Below are 16,709 nucleotides of genomic sequence, written 5' to 3'. Positions count from 1 at the left end.
GACCACCGCGACCACCGCGCCCTGCACGTTCAGCGCGGGCTCGCGCCTTGGCCTCGGCCTTCTCGCGCGCCGAACGCTTCTCCCGCGGCGCCTCGGCACCGCCACGCGAACTCGCCGCCGAACGCCCGCGCACGATGCCCACGAACTCGTCGATCAACTCCTCACCCTCGCGCGCGGCCGACCACGCCACGCCCATCCGCGTCGCGGGCACGCCCTCAAGCGGCCGGACCACCACATCGCGTCGACTCAGCGATCGCGCATACGGCAGCGGCAGAACCAGCAGGCCGACGTTGGCCGCCACCAGATCAACCGCCGCGGAGACCTCCTCCGGTGTCGCGATGAGGGTGTCGACCGGATCGAGCCACTGCTCCCCCGCCAGGTCGTCGGGGGTCAGAGAGTCAAACGCCCCGAGCTCGTGCTCTTTCTCGGCGAGAACCGCCATGGTTTCCGTGTAGAGCGGGATGCGTAGCAAACCTTCCGGCGCAGATCTGGGCGCGTCGGCGGCCTCGCGGAAGAAGATGACGTCGAACCCGTCTCCCCCCGGCTCGTCAGCCAGTGACGTCAGCGGATCGCCCACGCGGCGCGCCGTCACCGGGACATCGCTGTGGCGCTCGCGCCAGCGGGTGAGCCACTTGTCGGGCTGCACGCCCGGGACGTAACCGATCGCCAGACCGTATCGTCTTGGGGCAATGCCCGCGTCCGCGTCCGACCCATCGCCCGAATTCACCCCACAACGGTATCCCGCCGGTGACGTGCACACCATTGGCGTCCTCACCGAACGCTCACGCCGCCGACTTCACCCGTGCGACCGTGAATGCATGGATCTCTCCCCGAGCGGAAGCGGACTGGCGATACTCCGGAACCGGCGCACGGCACGGGCGCCCATCCACCTGTACAGGTGGGGACTCGGCTCCTTCCTCGGAAACCGCTTGATGCTGCTCGAGCACACCGGGCGAAAATCCGGAACAGCCCGGTTCACTTGCCTCGAGGTGATCGAACGTCCGTCGACGAACAGAATCCTCGTGGCCAGTGGTTTCGGCGAGACCTCGCAGTGGTACCGAAATCTCCGGGCCAACCCGAAGTGCTTCATCACTACCGGCCGGATCCGCCGTCGTCTGGCCACCGCCACGCTGCTCCCGGCTGACGAATCGGCCAAGGCACTCGCCCGCTACCAATCCGAACATGCCGAGTCATGGAAGTTACTCAAGCAGGTGATCGAGAAGGACGGGGCCACCAGCCCTGATGACGTCCCGATCGTGGAGTTTCGGCTCGACTGAGCCGGCCGGCACAGCGACTGTGCACGCTGCCCAGGAACGGTAGAAACCCCCGAGCGATCGGCTCGGGGGTTTCTACGGTGTTGAGTTGGTGTTCGTCGGAGTTCCTCCAGAGGAGAGGGCGTCCGATCAGCCCAGGATTTTCCAGTCCTCAAGGCCCTCGTACAGCGGCTTGGCCTTGGCCAGCGCGCTGACGCGATCGCGGAGTGCGGCGGTGTCGGCGTCCTTACCGGCCGCGAGTGCGGTGCCGATGATGTCGGCGACCTCGCGGAACTCGTCGGCGGTGAAGCCGCGGGTCGCGAGCGCGGGGGTGCCGATGCGCAGGCCGGAGGTGACCATCGGCGGGCGCGGGTCGAACGGCACGGCGTTGCGGTTGACGGTGATGCCCACCTCGTGGAGGAGGTCCTCGGCCTGCTGGCCGTCGAGCTCCGAGTTCCGGAGATCCACCAGCACCAGGTGAACGTCGGTGCCGCCGGTCAGCACGTCGACGCCGGCGTCCTTGCAGTCCTGCTGGGTGAGCCGCTCAGCCAGAATCTGTGCGCCCTCGATCGTGCGCTGCTGACGCTCGCGGAACTGCTCGGTCCCGGCGATTTTCATGGCCGTGGCCTTGGCCGCGATCGCGTGCATCAGAGGGCCCCCCTGCTGGCCCGGGAACACCGAGGAGTTGAGCTTCTTGAACAGCTCGAGATCGTTGGTGAGGATCATGCCCGAGCGCGGCCCGCCGAGCGTCTTGTGGACGGTCGTGGACACCACGTCGGCGTACGGCACCGGGCTCGGGTGCAGGCTGGCGGCCACCAGGCCGGCGAAGTGCGCCATGTCGACCCACAGCTTGGCGCCCACCTCGTCGGCGATCTCACGGAACTTCGCGAAATCCTGGGTCCGCGGGTAAGCCGACCAGCCGGCGATCAGCACGTCGGGCTTCTCCGCCAGCGCCATCTCGCGGACCACGTCCATGTCCACCTGCATGGTCTCCGGATCCACCTCGTAGGCGGCCACCTCGTAGAGCTTGCCCGAGAAGTTGAGTGCCATGCCGTGCGTGAGGTGCCCGCCGTGCGCGAGGGACAGTCCCATGATCTTGGAGCCCGGGGCGGCCAGCGCCATGAGCACCGCCGCGTTGGCCTGCGCACCGGCGTGCGGCTGCACGTTGGCGTACTTCGCGCCGAAGACCTCCTTGGCACGGTCGCGCGCGAGGTTCTCCACCACGTCGACGTGCTCACACCCGCCGTAGTAGCGCCGTCCCGGGTAGCCCTCCGCGTACTTGTTGGTCAGGACCGACCCCTGGGCCTGCAGCACCGAGCGCGGCACGAAGTTCTCCGACGCGATCATCTCGAGCGTGTCCCGCTGCCGGGCCAGTTCGCCGGCCATCGCCTCGGCGACCTCCGGATCCAGTTCGGACAGGGAAGCGGAGAACACGTCGGTGTTCGGGTCGGTCATGTTTGCTCCTCGCGCGTGGGCTTGTCACCGTGGACGAAATCGTGTCGGGCGACGGCTCGACATGGCGTTGTCGTCGTCCTCGTCGCCTCCCACCTTAGTGCCATCGACCCTCACCGCCCCGAGCACGTGCAGACCTGCCACAATCAGCAGTTGTGAGCAGACATGCCGGCGACTACACGCCGTACGTGGAGTTCGACCGTCGCAGCTGGCGGCGGTTGCGTCGCGCCATGCCCATGGTGCTCACCGAGCAGGACCTCGAAGGGCTCCGTGGCCTGGGCGAACACCTCGACCTGGACGAGATCGCCGAGATCTACCTGCCGCTGAGCCGGCTCATCCACCTGCAGGTTTCCGCCCGCCAACGCCTGTTCCAGTCCACCAACCTGTTCCTTGGCGAGGCCTCCGACGCCCCCATGCCGTTCGTGATCGGCGTGGCCGGCTCCGTCGCGGTGGGCAAATCCACCTCCGCTCGTGTGCTACGCGCGCTGCTGACCCGGTGGGATTCCCACCCGCGCGTGGACCTCATCACCACCGACGGGTTCCTCCACCCCAACCGTGAACTCGAACGCCGCAGCCTCATGCACCGCAAGGGCTACCCCGAGTCGTACGACCGCCGCGCCCTGCTGCGGTTCGTCACCGAGGTCAAGTCCGGCGCCCCGGTCGTGCACGCGCCCGTCTACTCGCACACGAAGTACGACATCGTGCCTGGCGAACACATCGAGGTGCGTCGGCCGGACATCCTCATCGTCGAGGGACTGAACGTCCTGCAGACTGGGCCGCGTCTCATGGTCTCGGACCTCTTCGACTTCTCGCTGTATGTCGACGCGCGCATCGAGGACATCGAGCACTGGTACGTTGAACGCTTCCTCTCGCTGCGCAAGACCTCGTTCTCCAACCCGAACTCGCACTTCGCGCACTACGCCGACCTGTCCGACAAGGCCGCGCGGCTCGCTGCCCGCGAGATCTGGAACTCGATCAACCGGCCGAATCTGGTCGAGAACATTCTGCCCACCCGGCCCCGCGCGACGCTTGTGTTGCGCAAGAACTCCGACCACTCGATTCAGCGGCTGCGCCTGCGCAAGATCTGACTGCCCGCGCCGACCTTTCCAGCCCCGCGCCGGCTCTAATTAGGCGCAACGCCGGCCCTGTCCCGGCCCTGTCTCGGCCCTGTCCCGGCCCTGCGCATTCCCAAGTGGATTTCGCCCACGTTCACCGAGTAACTCGGTGCCGAACCCACTTCTCGACGCGCGCCCACGCCAAGCCGCACGCCGCCTACGTCCGGCCGTGCACCGGCGCGCGCCCACGTCAGACCGCGCGCCGGCCGCATACTTCCGGGCTCCACTCCCAAAATCGCGCAAATTCCGCCCAATCCACCTCTTGCCCCTCCATCGGTTAAATGGTTCACTAGTTGAGCAACTAACCCACCAACCGACCGGCCCGCGAGGCCCGACCGGCTAGCCCCGAGGAGGAGACGCCCATGGACGACGGCAGACCGCTTTTCGTTCAGATCGCGGTCCAGGTCGAGGCCTCGGTTCTCGACGGCTCACTCGCCGAAGGCGAACGCGCTCCCTCGACCAACGAACTCGCGGCGTTCCACCGCATCAACCCGGCCACCGCCGCGCGCGGGGTCAACCTCCTCGTGGACCGCGGAATCCTCGTCAAACGTAGAGGGCTCGGGATGTTCGTCGCGGAGGGCGCCAGGGAGATCCTGCGCGCCGAGCGGCAGCAGCTCTTCGCGGACCGCTTCATCGCCCCGATGCTCGATGAGGCCAGGGCCATCGGCCTGACCGCCGAGGACGTCGTACACCTAATCCGTACCCGGGCAACCGGGACCAGCACCGGCACCTCCAACACCCACTCCCCGAACAACGACTCCGCCACCAGCACCGCCACCGCCATCGACTCGACACCGCTGAAGGAGCAGGCGCAATGAGTACCGCCATCGAGGTCCACGACCTCACCCGCACACACAGGTCGACCACCGCCCTCGACTCGCTGAACGTGTCGTTCGAGGCCGGCGTGATCCACGGACTCCTGGGCCGCAACGGCGCCGGAAAAACCTCGCTCATGGCAATCGCCTCGGGACAGGACTGGCCCACCAGCGGCTCGGTCACCGTCTTCGGCGAGCGCCCCCACGAGAACGAGCAGGTCCTCCCCCGCATCTGCTTCGTCCGCGAGGACCAGAGGTACATCGAGGATTCCTACGCGCGGCACGCGTTCGCCGCCGCGGCCATGGCCTTCCCGAACTGGGACCAGGACCTGGCCGATCGGCTGAGCGAGGACTTCCGGGTGCCCGCCAAGACGCGGATCAAGAAGATGTCGCGCGGCCAGCGTTCGGCGGTCGCGGTGATCATCGGGATCGCGTCCCGCGCTGACCTGACGTTCTTCGACGAGCCCTACATGGGACTCGACGCCGTGGCGCGGCAGATGTTCTACGACAGACTGCTCGCTGACTACGCCGAGCATCCGCGGACCATCGTGTTGTCCTCGCATCTCATCGATGAGATCGCGCACCTCATCGAGAACGTGGTCCTCCTCGACAAGGGTCGGATCATGCTCGACGAGCCGGTCGACTCGCTCCGCGGCCGCGCGGTGACGCTCATCGGCGCGGCCGACACGGTCCGGGAGCTGACCGACTTCCGCCAGGTCCTGCACACCGAGTCGCTGGGCCGCCTGTCCCGGACCACGGTGCTGGGGGCGCTCGAAGATCACGAGGAGCAGCGGGCCCGCGCCCGGGGCGTCGAGGTGGTCCCGGTGTCACTGCAGCAGCTCATCGTCCACCTGACCTCGGGCGAGGTTGGTGGAGAGCGCGACGAGGCAGGACGTACCGCCCCGAATTTGACGACGACGACAACCTCACCCCGCAGCTTCAACTCGGAGGTCGCATCATGACTGCCCTGTCTCTCGACGCACCCGTCGTCGACCAACACCGGCCCACCACGTGGGCGACACGCATCCCGGCGGCGTTCCGCCTGCAATTCATCGTTCCCACCAATCTCGTGATCGTCCCAGCGATGGTTTTCATCCTGGTCTGGGCCGTCTCTATCGGGATCACGGCGTGGATCCACGCCACTGTGGATGGTCGCGTCGCGGCCGACGAACCGATGTACGGAGGCGCCTCGCAGGCAGCGGTGTGGACGCTGGCCTTCATGGCCGCGTACACGGTCACGCAGACCCTGCCGTTCGCCATGGCGCTGAGCTACAGTCGCCGCACTTTCGTCGTGGGCGCCTACCTCGCGTTCCTGGCGGTCTCGGTCGGCTTCGGCATCGCCTACGTGGTGGCCGCGTTGATCGAGCGGGTCACCAACGGCTTCGGCATCCACGCCTACCAATTCGACACCCCGTTCATGACCAGCACCGACGGCCTCCTCGGCGCCGGGATCCTGGCCGGCTCGCTGACCTTCGCGGTGATGGTCGTGACGTTCATGTTCGCCGCGGTGTTCCGGCGGATGTCACTGCTGGGGTTCTGGACCCTCCTGGTGGCCCTAGCCGCGGTGCTCGCCGCCGCGATCCTGTTGATCGTGCGCAGTGCCGGCTGGTCCGGAATCGGCAACTGGCTCCTGGAGCAGACCGCCCTGTCCGGGTCGGCGTACCTGCTGGGCGCGGCTGTCATTGCCGCGGTGCTCGGGTACCTGATCCTTCGCCGCGACACCCCGCTGGGCGGCTGAGCTGGCCCCGCCGGCCCGGCCCACCTCATCCCGCAGCGGGTTCCGCACACGTCTACCGAGTAGATCTGGGCCGAACCCACTTCTCGACGCGGGGCAGCGCGAACCAGCGAGCAGCGCAGGTCAGCGAGTCGGCGGCGCACCGGTCTCCCCCTCGGGGACCCCGCGCCGCCGCAGCTCTGCCTCGGCCCGCGCCAGTCCCCCGTGCTCGAGCGCGGCCAGGTGACTGCGGTCGGACCACACGAGTCGGCCGTGTCGCCGGACCTCGATTTCCAACTCGCCGGCCAGGTGCTCGATAGCCCCGGCGGAGTTACGCCCCTGCGACGGCAGCGGCACCGGCAGCACGTGGGCACGCTCAAGCGGTGAGCGCCCGAGGATCCGCACGTCCCAGCCGTATCCGCGACCGCGCAGGCGCCATTCGTCGTCGCCCACGTCGGCACGCACCGGCGTGACCACGGGATTGCCGAGCCGAAAGACGCGACCGCCGGGCAGCCGCACCACCACGGCGGTCACCTCGGTGCGCAGTGGCCCGGAGTGGATCTGGCCGCCGGCGAAGGCCACGCAGGTGTCGGGCTCGCCGAAGGCCTGGGCCTGGCCCCACCACCACGAGTCGGGGAATCCTTCGGCGCCCCAGTTCTTCTCGCCATACACCTCGGCGCCGTCGAACTCCCAGCGTTGCCCGTCGAGTTCGGCCCACCCGTGGGCGCGTCCGCCGAGCAGCCACGGATGCCAGTACTGGTTGAGCCGCGGCACCGATTGAAAGATGCTGGACCCGCCCACCGCGCGATGCGTCATGGTGTCGTGCGGCCACGGGACGGGGTCGGTGATGTCCACGTGCAGTCGCGCGCCGTCGCCCATGTCCACGCGGATGCCGTCGGCGCGGTACTCGAACCGGTCGGCGGAGCGGGCCCCGACGCGATGCGGGTGCGCCCAGCCGTGCGGCGCGGCGGCCAGGCGAAGGGAAGAAAAATTCGACGACGACGACACCGCCGGCCCGTCACCCGGCCGACGCGATCCCCCCGCCTCGAGCGGCATGGTCACCTCGTCCGAGGCCAGGCCGAGCGTGGCCCAGTGGCCTTCCGGACCACGGTTGACCCCGATGAGCGCGATCACCACGCGTCCGCGTTCGCGATCGGTGAGCCGGAGGAAGTAGCCCTCCATGGCCACGCCGTGTGCCCGGAGCGGATCGCCGAAGGGCAGATCGGCGCCGGTGGACCGGTACCAGCCGAGAAGGCTCATGCGGCCAGCCTGTCATACAACGCCTACCGTGAACACCGTGACTTCTCAGCCCGGAACGCCACCGCCCCTTGCCCTACGGCCGCCGAGCAATCGGGTGGATCCCCGCTGCCGATGGTGGTGGACGGTCCAGGTCGCGCTGGTCGTGGCGGCGGTGCTGATTCCGCTGCTCGTCGTGGCGCTGTTCTTCGTCTCCTTACTGGCGGTGGTCGCGGCCGCGTGGCTGCTGCTGGGGATCGCAGCCGTGTTCCTCGTGCCGCGCGTGCGCTGGTCGATCCACCGCTGGGAGGAGACCGACACCGCCGTCTACAGCCGTAGTGGACTGTTCTGGGAGGAGTGGCGGGCGGCGCCGCTGTCGCGCGTGCAGACCGTCGACAAGACGCGCGGCCCGCTGGAGCGGCTGTTCGGCCTGGCTACGGTGGTGGTCACCACGGCGTCATCACGAGGCGCGGTCCGCATCCGCTCCCTCGACGCGGACCTGGCCGAGGAGCTCGCGCAGCGCCTGACGGTGATCGCGGAGGGCGACCAGCGGGACGCGACATGACGACGCCCGAAGATCCGGGCCAGCCGGAGCACACTTCCCCGGAGCATCCCACCCTCGAGCGCCAGCGCCTGGACCGCCGGACCATCACGGCGAGCACCCTCATCGCGGCCGGGGCACTGCTTCTTGCGGCGGTGCCGACCGCGATCGGCCTGGCCCTGGGTGGGCTGGGCGCCGGATGGATCGCGCTGTGGTGCCTCGGCGGGATCGTGCTGGGCGCCGCGTCGACGGCAGTGGTCGAGGTGGTCCGCCTCGCCGTCACGACCTTCCATCTGGACGACCACCGCCTAGACCGCCGGGTCCGTTTCCTGGCCAGCACCACCACCTCCATCGCGACGGCCCGCGTCCGCAGTGTGGAGATCTCGGCGAACGTCGTGCAGCGCCGCCTGGGCATCGCGACGGTCAAGCTCTCCAGCGGCGAGACCGACGGCTCGCGCCTGACCCTGGCCTCGCTGGACCTGCAGTCCGCACGCGAGCTCCGCCGACGTCTGCTCGCCGACCGCGCCGCCGAGGACTCCACCGAGATCGCGCGCGTCGATCCGGGCTGGGTCCGCTACGCCCCGGCCAGCGTCACGACTCCCCTGTTCGGCCTCATCGCGGTGGGCGTGGTCTTCCAGATCGCCAGCATGTTCAACGCGGTGCCGCTCATGCTCCGCGTGGTCTGGGATCGCGTCGATCAGGTCCCGATCCCGCTGCTCGTGGTGGCCGCGGTACTGATCATCCTGGCCGTGGGCGCGATCGCGACGGCCGCGATCTTCATCGAGAACTGGTGGGCCATGCGCCTGGACCATCACCGCGACGGCTCGCTGGAGATGCGCCGCGGCCTGCTGGTGGGCCGCCACACGACGCTGGATGGCAGCCGAATCCGCGGGATGACGCTGCACGAGCCGCCGGGCTTCCGCGCACTCGGCGCCGCGCGTCTGGACGTCGTGGCGATCGGGGTGGGGATCGGCAACGACGAGAACGGTCAGACCAAGCCCAGCCCCTCCCTGGTACCGGCCTCACCGCGCGAGGTGTCAACGGGGGTCGCCGGGGTGATCCTCGGCGTGGGGATCCCCGGGTCCGGGTCACTGCGAAGCCACCCGCCACAAGCCCGACGACGACGACACCTCCGCGCCGCCCTCTCCACCGCTGGCCTCACCGCGATCGCCCTCGTGCCCGTGGCCGTGTGGCCGTGGCTGTGGTGGGTGCCCGTGGTCGTTGTCGCATTATCCGGGGCGGTGTCATGGTGGATCGCGGTCGATAACTTCCGCGGTCTGGGCCACGCCGTGACGGACCGGATGGTGGCGATGCGCAAGGGCTCGATCCTGCGGCGCACGGACGTCCTGGTGCGCGACGGGATCCTCGGCTGGAATATCCGCCGCACGCCTTTCCAACGCCGCGCGGGACTGGTGACGCTGTTCGCCACGTCCGCCGGCGGCATTGGAGCCTTCCGGCTTCCCGATGTGGGCACTGACCAGGCCGCCCACGTGTGGGGCACCGCCGGCGACGTGTGGGAACACCTGGCGCTCCCGACCGGCGACTAGCCCCCGCCGACGCCGGTGTCGTTCGAGGACGGTGTCGACCGGCGCGCTGAGACCGTGGTCAGTCGAGGTCGGTGGGCCGCACGTCGGTGGCCGGGTCGAGCTTGCGGACCAGGCTCGGGGCGAGATCGGCGAGGTCGAACTCGGCGAGGAGGCGGCGGGCCTCGTCGTCGTCGACCCCCGCCAGGACCCGCCCGATTGTGACGCCATGCGTGGGCGCGGCGACCACCCGGATCTGACCCCCTGCCGCCACCGGGCCCGGAGTCAGGACCCGCGCGTAGGCGCCGGGCCGGCCGCCCTCGGTGAACCGTCGCACCCACTTCGGCTTGCCGGTGCGGTGCGCGAAGGTCTGGCACGGGATACGGGGCGTGGTGATCTGCAGACGTAGAGGGCCCTCGCCCACGGCGAGCTCGGTGCCGATCTGCAGCTTTGAGGTGTCGATTCCGCTCAGCCGGAGGTTCTCGCCGAAGTAGCCGATCGGGACGGGCCCGCCGAACTCGCCTGACCACTGCTCGACGTCCGAGTCAGACAGCATGTAGACGGCCTTCCACTCGCCGCCGTGATGCTTGCGATCGGCCTGGATATCGCCGTGCAGCCCCAGCTCACGGACCTGCACCGGCCCGCTGACAGGACGCTTATCGATCGCCGACACCCCGACCCTGCCCGGCACGGTGATCAGCTGCTCGACCACGCAGACAGCCCTGATCGTGAAGGAGTCGCCGCTGACGATCGGGCTGGCGGTGGCGTTGTCGTCGTCGTCTTGGTCCCTTACGGGAGCTCCACTCATTTACCGAACCGCCGGTTGCGGGCGCCATAGTCGCGCATCGCCCGGAGGAAATCGATGCGGCGGAACGCCGGCCAGTAGGCCTCGGTGAACCAGATCTCCGAATACGCGCTCTGCCACAGCAGGAACCCGGACAGGCGCTGCTCGCCGGAGGTGCGGATCACCAGGTCCGGATCGGGCTGGCCGGAGGTGTACAGGTGCTCGCCGATCGCCTCGACGGTCATCCCCTCGACCAACTCCTGCCCGCTCTTACCATCGGCGATGAGCTGCGCGACCAGATCGCGGGCGGCGTCGGCGATCTCGTGCCGACCGCCGTACCCGATCGCCACATTGACCTTGCAGCCCGGCCGCCCCACGCTCGCCTTCTCCGCTGCGCGCAACCGCGCGGCGATCGGCGCCGGCAGCACCTCGATCTGGCCGACGATCCGGACCTCCCAGTTGCGGTCCGGCCCGGTGATCTCGTCCACCACATCCGCGATGACCTGCAGGAGCTCCTCGAGCTCGGACTCATCCCGGCTCAGATTCTCCGTGCTGAGCAGGTAGATCGTCGCCACGTCGATGCCGAGCTCATCGCACCAGGTCAACAGCTCCGCGATCTTGGTGGCACCGGCGCGGTAGCCGTGGCTGACGTCGTCGAACCCCGCCTCCCGGGCCCAGCGCCGATTGCCGTCCGCCATCACCGCGATGTGCCGCGGCAGCCTCGACTCGTCCAGCGTTGCGCGCAGGCGCGACTCGTATAACGAGTACAGGGGCGAGGAGGCGTCCACACGGGAAAGACTACCGCGCCACCGCGCCGCAACTGGGCGCCCCCTCGGGACCGGGCCGGATCGGCTTCGGGTCAGCCGCGGCGCCCGTGGCGGGCCCGGTTGTTCAGCCCCGGAGTCCCTGGCGGCTCAGCCCCGGAGTCCCTGGCGGCTCAGCCCCGCCGTCCCTGGCGGACCGCGCCGGCGAGGGCGCGCAGGCAGTCGGCCGTCGTGTCCCAGCCGATGCAGGCGTCGGTGACGGACTGTCCGTAGACCAGCTCGGCCGCCTCGACCGACTGGGCGCCGGCCTCGATGAAGCTCTCGACCATAAGCCCCGAGATCCCCTGCTCGCCGCCCGCGATCCGCTCGGCCAGCTCGCCCACCACCTCGGCCTGCCGGACGTGGGACTTGCCCGAATTGGCGTGGCTGGCATCCACCATGACCAGGCCGGGCAGCCCGACCTTCGCGACGGAGGCCACGGCCGCCTCGACCGACTCGGCGTCGAAGTTGGGGCCGGCGGTGCCGCCGCGCAGGATCACGTGACAGTCGGTGTTGCCCGCGGTCTCCACCACGGCGGCGCGACCCTCGGCGTCGGTGCCGAAGAACACGTGCCGCGACGCCGACGACCGGCAACCGTCTACCGCGACCTGGACCTCGCCGTCGGTGCCATTCTTGAAGCCCACCGGCATCGACAGGCCCGACACCAGCTGACGGTGGACCTGGCTCTCGGTCGTGCGCGCCCCGATCGCGCCCCACGAGACCGCATCCGCGATGTACTGCGGGCTGGTGGGCTCGAGGAACTCGGTGCCCACGGGCAGGCCCAGGTCGAGCACGTCGAGCAGAAGCTTGCGCGCCGTGCGCAGGCCGCGCGGGATGTCGTAGCTGCCGTCCAGCGCCGGGTCGTTGATCAGGCCCTTCCAGCCGACTGTCGTGCGCGGCTTCTCGAAGTACACCCGCATGACGATCAGCAGGTCCTCCCCGAGCTCGGCGTTCAGCTCCGCCAGACGACCCGCGTAGTCGAGCGCGGCCTCCGTGTCATGGACGGAGCAGGGGCCCACCACGACGAGCAGGCGGTCATCCTTTCCGGCGAGCACGTCGGCGACCTCAGTCCGGCTGCGCTCGACGAGCGCCTCGCGGGCCTCGCCCAGCGGCAGCTCGCCGAGGATCTCGGTGGGGGTCGGAAGCGGTGAGTACGACAGGACACGACGGTCTGCAGTCTGCGTGGGATTTTCGGCGGTGATGGTCACGGCGCTCTGGCTCCTGATGCTCTTGGCGTGGTGGCGGGCCGGGTGCCGTGACTTACGTGGTGCCCTACTCGACACCCGGGCCGCCTGTCTGAAATGGCGGGAGGCGGCGACCTTCTGGTCACCGCCTCTGGGCTCCGGGTGTCGACGACCGCTTTTAGCGGACGCGTGCGCTCGCGGCGCGGGCTCCACCCGGAGCCCACATAAAGCGCCAATATGCGCGAGCGTTCGACATGCGAGCCACCATAACAGAACCCTTCCGCAGGTGTGGCACTCCCCCTTGAGTGCTGCTGTGAACGCTGCCCCCTTGTGCAGAACCCGCGTTTCGACATCCCGATGGAACCGTTGGAGAAATCGAAAAAATGTTTGGATCGAATGCTTGATCTACCGTCTCGCCGTCAGTAGAATGAAAACTATGTTCGAGTCAAGGTCACGCTGGGAGAGGGAAAGGCGAGGGAGATATGACGACGACAAGCTCTATCTCCAACGGCCCTTTGCGCGCAGAGATGGACCCCATCGACGAGTTCGACGTTGACGTGTTGAGCGAAGTGGCCAGGGACGCCACCAAGGCTCAGAACCTCGCCAGTGCCACCCGACTGGAAGCAGCCTTCCGCCTGGTCGAGGCGTTCCGGAAGAGCGATGAGACCGAGGAAGCGTCCCGCGATCGCAGCACCTCGCGACGGTCGAAGTCCTCTACGAAGTCAGGCAAGTCCTCACGGCCGGCCTATTCCCGTTTGGACCCCGCAGACCGTGCCCGGAACCAGCTGTCGGCGGCCATGAACCTGAGCACCTGGCACGCGGCCCGTCTCGTCAATGCAGGCGTGGAGATTCATACAAAGCGCCGACTCCTGCGTGACGCCATCGGACACGGCCTGTTCCCCGAGCAACTGGCGATCGACACCGCCTGCCGTCTTTCCGAAGTTCCCGACCGGGTTGCCCGGAAGGTCGAGTCCGAGGTCGTCGGACGCATGAGCCGCGTACTCGACGGCGGCGGCCGACCCAGCCGAGTCGCGATGGACGCGATGGTCGACGCCTCACTGGCCAAGCATGATCCCCAAGCCGCCTCCGATGCGGCTGACCTGGCTGTCTACAAGCGCGATGTCCGCTTTCGCCCCGGCAAGAACGGAATGACCACCCTGTGGGCCAACCTCCCGGCGGGTGACGCCGAGAAGCTTCGCCGCCGGATCGACGCAGCCGCCAAGGCGGCAGAGGACTCAGGCCATCCCCGCACCCGCCCAGAGTTGCGGGCAGATGCACTGTGCGCGCTGGGCGACCCCACCACAGACGACATCTGCAATCCGATCGATAAGGCGACCGGAACTCCGTGGGCCTCGGACAAGGCCATCCGCGTCTCGATCATCGACGGCCGGCCCCTGGGCCTGCCCAATCAGGTCGAGTTCGTCCGCGGCGCTTACGCCAGTTTCGATTGGGTCTGTGAGCAGCTAATCGAAAGTGGCGACGCCAAGTTCCGCTTCGAGCGGATCGACCCCACACCGGGTTCCGTCGACTCCCCGGAAGCGGCACTCAAGTACTTCATCAACGGCAAGCTCGCCGAACGCATCCGGCTACGTGACGGCACCTGCCGCCACCCCGGTTGCAACGTGGACGCACAGGATTGCGACATTGACCACGTCCTCGCGTTCAACACTCTGCAGCCCGAACTCGGAGGCCCCACCGTCGAGTGGAACCTCGTCTGCCTGTGCCGCGAGCATCACCGCGAGAAGACATTCGGATCCAACGCCTACAGGCCAGGCCCGCTCGGCGAGCTGACCATCATCACCGAGTCCGGACACGAGTACCGCACGTTCCCCTCCGGCCCACTCGCCAAGGCCCGCGACCAGATTCTCGATCACCGATGGGCTGAACACGTCGAAAGCCTCATCGCCGACGACCTGCACCTCACCAATCCCCCTGGTGCCGACCGACGGTTCCGAAGCAAGACCCCGCGCGAACCGTCCAGACCATCGAGGTCATCAGGACCAGCCGGAACATCATCACCGCCAGGCCCTCTAGCCGGCGACGATTCCCACACCGCCTGAGCGGAGCACTCCACCACACCTCCGGCACCTCGCCGTCCCGTGTCACCTCGCGCCCCTCGCGCCTCCTCTTCGCTGCTCGCCGCAGCTCGCCGCAGCTCGCCGCAGCTCAAGGTCCGCCGCGAAGTGGCAGTCTGAACTCATGCTCTACCGGGTGATCGCCGACACCGCGATGATCGTCCACGCCGGGTTCCTCGTATACCTGACCGTGGGCGGCTTCCTCGCGTGGCGGCCCAAGTGGCACTGGGCCATCTGGCCACACCTGGCCACTGCCGCCTACGGGTTGGGAATCGTCGTCATCGGTTGGGACTGCCCCCTCACACACCTCGAGAACTGGGCCCGCGAGCACGCCGGCCAAGAACGGCTTCCGTCGACCGGCTTCATCGACCACTACATCACCGGCGTCGTCTACCCAGCCGACCATCTCCTCACCGCACAACTGGCAGTCGCCGCCACCGTGCTCGTCTCGTGGGCCGGATTCGCCGTACTGAACAAGCGGCGCCGGAAGATCCGGGCCTGACCCCACACGGCCGGGGCGCCAACGAGACGGTTCGACCGAGTCGGCCCACAGTCGATCAAGATCCGTACAGCAACGTGGCGGCACCGCCGGTCATCATCGCTGCCACGTGTCCGAACGACGGGCCACCTCATGGATCGCATCTATCTCACGTCGACCCAACCGAGGCGGTTGAGACCTCAGATATCGACCAAGACGGCGTCGGCCAAGCACCACGAACTCGGGCGGGTCGGCCGGCATGCAACACAATCACCTCCATCGCTTCGATTCGCCCTTCCAAATACGCGTCGCCCGCGGGGGCCCGCGAGCATCGGCGAATCGCGCGCGTAGCTGCGAATCCGGAGAGCAGATCGAGGTCAGCCCGGCGCGTATCTGCGAATCCGGAGGGCAGATCGAGGTATCGACGTCGGCCCGGCGCAGCTGGGGCTGGAGCGGCCGCGCGGAGTGACGGGGAATACTCGGCCACACACTTTTGTTTGACATGTCAGCAAGTTATGGTGGGGGCACAACCTCACCGGCGTGGGCCGGGGCCAAGTCAGAGACAGCGACAGCGCGACCGCTTCAGCGCGACAGTGACAGCGACAGCGACCCCGTCCCCTCGCCAACTGACAACACATAAAACGAGAGGCCACCACAATGCAGTTCGGAATCTTCAGCATCGCCGACATCACGCCGGACCCGGTTACCGGCGCTATCCCCACCGAGCATGAGCGGTTGGAGGCGATGGTCGAGTACGCGGTGCAGGCGGAGCAGGTCGGGCTGGACGTGTTCGCACTCGGCGAGCACCACAACCCGCCTTTTGTTACGTCCTCCCCCACCACGACCCTCGGCTACGTCGCCGGCAAGACCTCCGAGATCATCCTGTCGACGGCCACCACGCTGATCACCACCAACGACCCGGTGAAGATCGCCGAGGATTACGCCATGCTCCAGCACCTGTCCGGCGGGCGGGTCGACCTGACGATGGGCCGCGGCAACACCGGCCCCGTCTACCCGTGGTTCGGCCAGGACATCCGCCAGGGACTGCCGATCGCGATTGAGAACTACGAACTGCTGCACCGACTGTGGCACGAGGACGTCGTGGACTGGGAGGGCAAGTTCCGCACGCCGCTCCAGCAGTTCACCTCGACCCCGCGCCCGCTCGACGGCGTCGCCCCGTTCGTGTGGCACGGCTCAATCCGCTCGCCCCAGATCGCCGAGCAGGCCGCGTTCTACGGTGACGGCTTCTTCCACAACAACATCTTCTGGCCCATCAGCCACACCAAGCAGATGGTCGAGCTGTACCGCAGGCGCTACGAGCACTACGGCCACGGCTCCGCCGACCAGGCGATCGTCGGCCTCGGCGGACAGTTCTTCGCCCGGGCCAACAGCCAGGACGCCGTCAACGAGTTCCGCCCCTACTTCGACAACGCCCCGGTCTACGGCCACGGCCCGTCGATGGAGGACTTCACGGCGCAGACCCCGCTGACGGTGGGCTCGCCGCAGCAGATCATCGACCGCTACATGACGATGCGCGAGCACGTGGGCGACTACCAGCGCCAACTGTTCCTCATCGACCACGCCGGCCTGCCCCGCAAGACGGTGCTCGAGCAGATCGAGATCCTCGGCACCGAGATCGTGCCCGTGCTGCGCCGCGAGCTCGACGCCCTGCGCCCGGCCCACGTACCGGACGCCCCCACCCACGCCGCCCGGGTCGCCGCCCGCGACGCCGCGCT

At 68.4% G+C, this 16,709-nt stretch carries 16 protein-coding genes; 10 read left to right on the top strand and 6 right to left on the bottom strand.

Features of this window, described 5'->3' with window-relative positions:
* Positions 1 to 727, bottom strand: a 727-nt coding sequence (locus tag G6016_RS15355) for a LysR family transcriptional regulator substrate-binding protein (RefSeq protein WP_338403638.1), incomplete at its 3' end; no start/stop codon positions are given.
* 91 nt (positions 728 to 818) lie between these two features.
* On the opposite strand from G6016_RS15355, the gene G6016_RS15350 reads away from it, so the two are divergent.
* On the top strand, positions 819 to 1,277 hold the full coding sequence (locus tag G6016_RS15350) for a nitroreductase family deazaflavin-dependent oxidoreductase (RefSeq protein ID WP_182633480.1): 459 nt from the start codon (positions 819 to 821) through the stop codon (positions 1,275 to 1,277).
* A 126-nt stretch (positions 1,278 to 1,403) separates the two neighbouring features.
* On the opposite strand, the gene glyA is transcribed toward G6016_RS15350, so the two are convergent.
* Entirely contained in the window at positions 1,404 to 2,708 is a 1,305-nt protein-coding gene (gene glyA, locus G6016_RS15345; protein WP_182633479.1) for a serine hydroxymethyltransferase, read from the bottom strand.
* Between the two features lie 152 nt (positions 2,709 to 2,860).
* Between glyA and coaA the strand changes: the two genes are divergently transcribed.
* The 4 genes from coaA to G6016_RS15325 all read left to right on the top strand — a co-directional run bounded on the left by coaA (position 2,861) and on the right by G6016_RS15325 (position 6,373).
* A complete protein-coding gene (coaA, locus tag G6016_RS15340; protein ID WP_182633478.1) occupies positions 2,861 to 3,793 on the top strand; it encodes a type I pantothenate kinase in 933 nt (310 codons plus the stop codon).
* 389 nt (positions 3,794 to 4,182) lie between these two features.
* Positions 4,183 to 4,638 carry a GntR family transcriptional regulator gene (locus G6016_RS15335; protein ID WP_182633477.1) on the top strand — a complete coding sequence of 152 codons (456 nt, stop codon included), beginning with the start codon at positions 4,183 to 4,185 and terminating at the stop codon, positions 4,636 to 4,638.
* Positions 4,635 to 5,597, top strand: coding sequence for an ATP-binding cassette domain-containing protein (locus G6016_RS15330; protein WP_182633476.1), 963 nt, complete (start codon positions 4,635 to 4,637; stop codon positions 5,595 to 5,597). Before G6016_RS15335 ends, G6016_RS15330 begins: the two co-directional genes overlap by 4 nt.
* Positions 5,594 to 6,373 (top strand): hypothetical protein, encoded by a 780-nt coding sequence (locus G6016_RS15325; RefSeq protein WP_182633475.1) that lies wholly within the window; start codon positions 5,594 to 5,596, stop codon positions 6,371 to 6,373. Before G6016_RS15330 ends, G6016_RS15325 begins: the two co-directional genes overlap by 4 nt.
* Before the next feature lie 120 nt (positions 6,374 to 6,493).
* Here G6016_RS15325 and G6016_RS15320 read toward each other — a convergent pair whose 3' ends face one another.
* Complete coding sequence (locus tag G6016_RS15320) at positions 6,494 to 7,609, bottom strand: tocopherol cyclase family protein (RefSeq protein ID WP_182633474.1); 1,116 nt, start codon at positions 7,607 to 7,609, stop codon at positions 6,494 to 6,496.
* A 37-nt stretch (positions 7,610 to 7,646) separates the two neighbouring features.
* On the opposite strand from G6016_RS15320, the gene G6016_RS15315 reads away from it, so the two are divergent.
* Complete coding sequence (locus tag G6016_RS15315; RefSeq protein WP_338403637.1) at positions 7,647 to 8,150, top strand: PH domain-containing protein; 504 nt, start codon at positions 7,647 to 7,649, stop codon at positions 8,148 to 8,150.
* Positions 8,147 to 9,673, top strand: a complete 1,527-nt coding sequence (locus G6016_RS15310; RefSeq protein WP_182633472.1) for a PH domain-containing protein — start codon at positions 8,147 to 8,149, stop codon at positions 9,671 to 9,673. The genes G6016_RS15315 and G6016_RS15310 overlap by 4 nt, the downstream gene beginning before the upstream one ends.
* Before the next feature lie 58 nt (positions 9,674 to 9,731).
* Here the strand turns inward: G6016_RS15310 and G6016_RS15305 are convergent, their stop codons facing one another.
* The 3 genes from G6016_RS15305 to G6016_RS15295 form a co-directional block, all read right to left on the bottom strand.
* Positions 9,732 to 10,457 (bottom strand): MOSC domain-containing protein, encoded by a 726-nt coding sequence (locus G6016_RS15305; protein WP_182633471.1) that lies wholly within the window; start codon positions 10,455 to 10,457, stop codon positions 9,732 to 9,734.
* Positions 10,454 to 11,221 carry an isoprenyl transferase gene (locus G6016_RS15300; RefSeq protein WP_182633470.1) on the bottom strand — a complete coding sequence of 256 codons (768 nt, stop codon included), beginning with the start codon at positions 11,219 to 11,221 and terminating at the stop codon, positions 10,454 to 10,456. The genes G6016_RS15305 and G6016_RS15300 overlap by 4 nt, the downstream gene beginning before the upstream one ends.
* Positions 11,222 to 11,370: 149 nt before the next feature.
* The gene (locus G6016_RS15295; protein WP_182633469.1) at positions 11,371 to 12,444 is read right to left on the bottom strand and encodes a 3-deoxy-7-phosphoheptulonate synthase; all 1,074 of its coding nucleotides are present in this window, start codon (positions 12,442 to 12,444) and stop codon (positions 11,371 to 11,373) included.
* Positions 12,445 to 12,902: 458 nt separating this feature from the next.
* On the opposite strand from G6016_RS15295, the gene G6016_RS15290 reads away from it, so the two are divergent.
* The 3 genes from G6016_RS15290 to G6016_RS15280 form a co-directional block, all read left to right on the top strand.
* A complete protein-coding gene (locus G6016_RS15290; RefSeq protein ID WP_182633468.1) occupies positions 12,903 to 14,480 on the top strand; it encodes an HNH endonuclease signature motif containing protein in 1,578 nt (525 codons plus the stop codon).
* A 139-nt stretch (positions 14,481 to 14,619) separates the two neighbouring features.
* The gene (locus tag G6016_RS15285; protein ID WP_182633467.1) at positions 14,620 to 14,997 is read left to right on the top strand and encodes a DUF2784 domain-containing protein; all 378 of its coding nucleotides are present in this window, start codon (positions 14,620 to 14,622) and stop codon (positions 14,995 to 14,997) included.
* Between the two features lie 633 nt (positions 14,998 to 15,630).
* The coding region (locus G6016_RS15280) for an LLM class flavin-dependent oxidoreductase (protein WP_182633466.1) at positions 15,631 to 16,709 on the top strand (1,079 nt) is incomplete at its 3' end.

Origin of the sequence: Dietzia aerolata, assembly GCF_014144865.1 — a bacterium.
GTDB classification, from domain to species: Bacteria; Actinomycetota; Actinomycetes; order Mycobacteriales; family Mycobacteriaceae; genus Dietzia; species Dietzia aerolata.
Note: the sequence above shows the minus strand (reverse complement) of the source record. Positions and strands in the feature narration are given on the sequence as shown.

What these genes read in the sequence shown, in the direction of transcription:
- glyA (WP_182633479.1), bottom strand. Translation starts at nt 2,708, where the DNA reads ATGACCGACCCGAACACCGACGTGTTCTCCGCTTCCCTGTCCGAACTG.
- G6016_RS15305 (WP_182633471.1), bottom strand. Translation starts at nt 10,457, where the DNA reads ATGAGTGGAGCTCCCGTAAGGGACCAAGACGACGACGACAACGCCACC.
- G6016_RS15325 (WP_182633475.1), top strand. Translation starts at nt 5,594, where the DNA reads ATGACTGCCCTGTCTCTCGACGCACCCGTCGTCGACCAACACCGGCCC.
- G6016_RS15320 (WP_182633474.1), bottom strand. Translation starts at nt 7,609, where the DNA reads ATGAGCCTTCTCGGCTGGTACCGGTCCACCGGCGCCGATCTGCCCTTC.
- G6016_RS15285 (WP_182633467.1), top strand. Translation starts at nt 14,620, where the DNA reads ATGCTCTACCGGGTGATCGCCGACACCGCGATGATCGTCCACGCCGGG.
- G6016_RS15290 (WP_182633468.1), top strand. Translation starts at nt 12,903, where the DNA reads ATGACGACGACAAGCTCTATCTCCAACGGCCCTTTGCGCGCAGAGATG.
- G6016_RS15350 (WP_182633480.1), top strand. Translation starts at nt 819, where the DNA reads ATGGATCTCTCCCCGAGCGGAAGCGGACTGGCGATACTCCGGAACCGG.
- G6016_RS15335 (WP_182633477.1), top strand. Translation starts at nt 4,183, where the DNA reads ATGGACGACGGCAGACCGCTTTTCGTTCAGATCGCGGTCCAGGTCGAG.
- G6016_RS15310 (WP_182633472.1), top strand. Translation starts at nt 8,147, where the DNA reads ATGACGACGCCCGAAGATCCGGGCCAGCCGGAGCACACTTCCCCGGAG.
- G6016_RS15330 (WP_182633476.1), top strand. Translation starts at nt 4,635, where the DNA reads ATGAGTACCGCCATCGAGGTCCACGACCTCACCCGCACACACAGGTCG.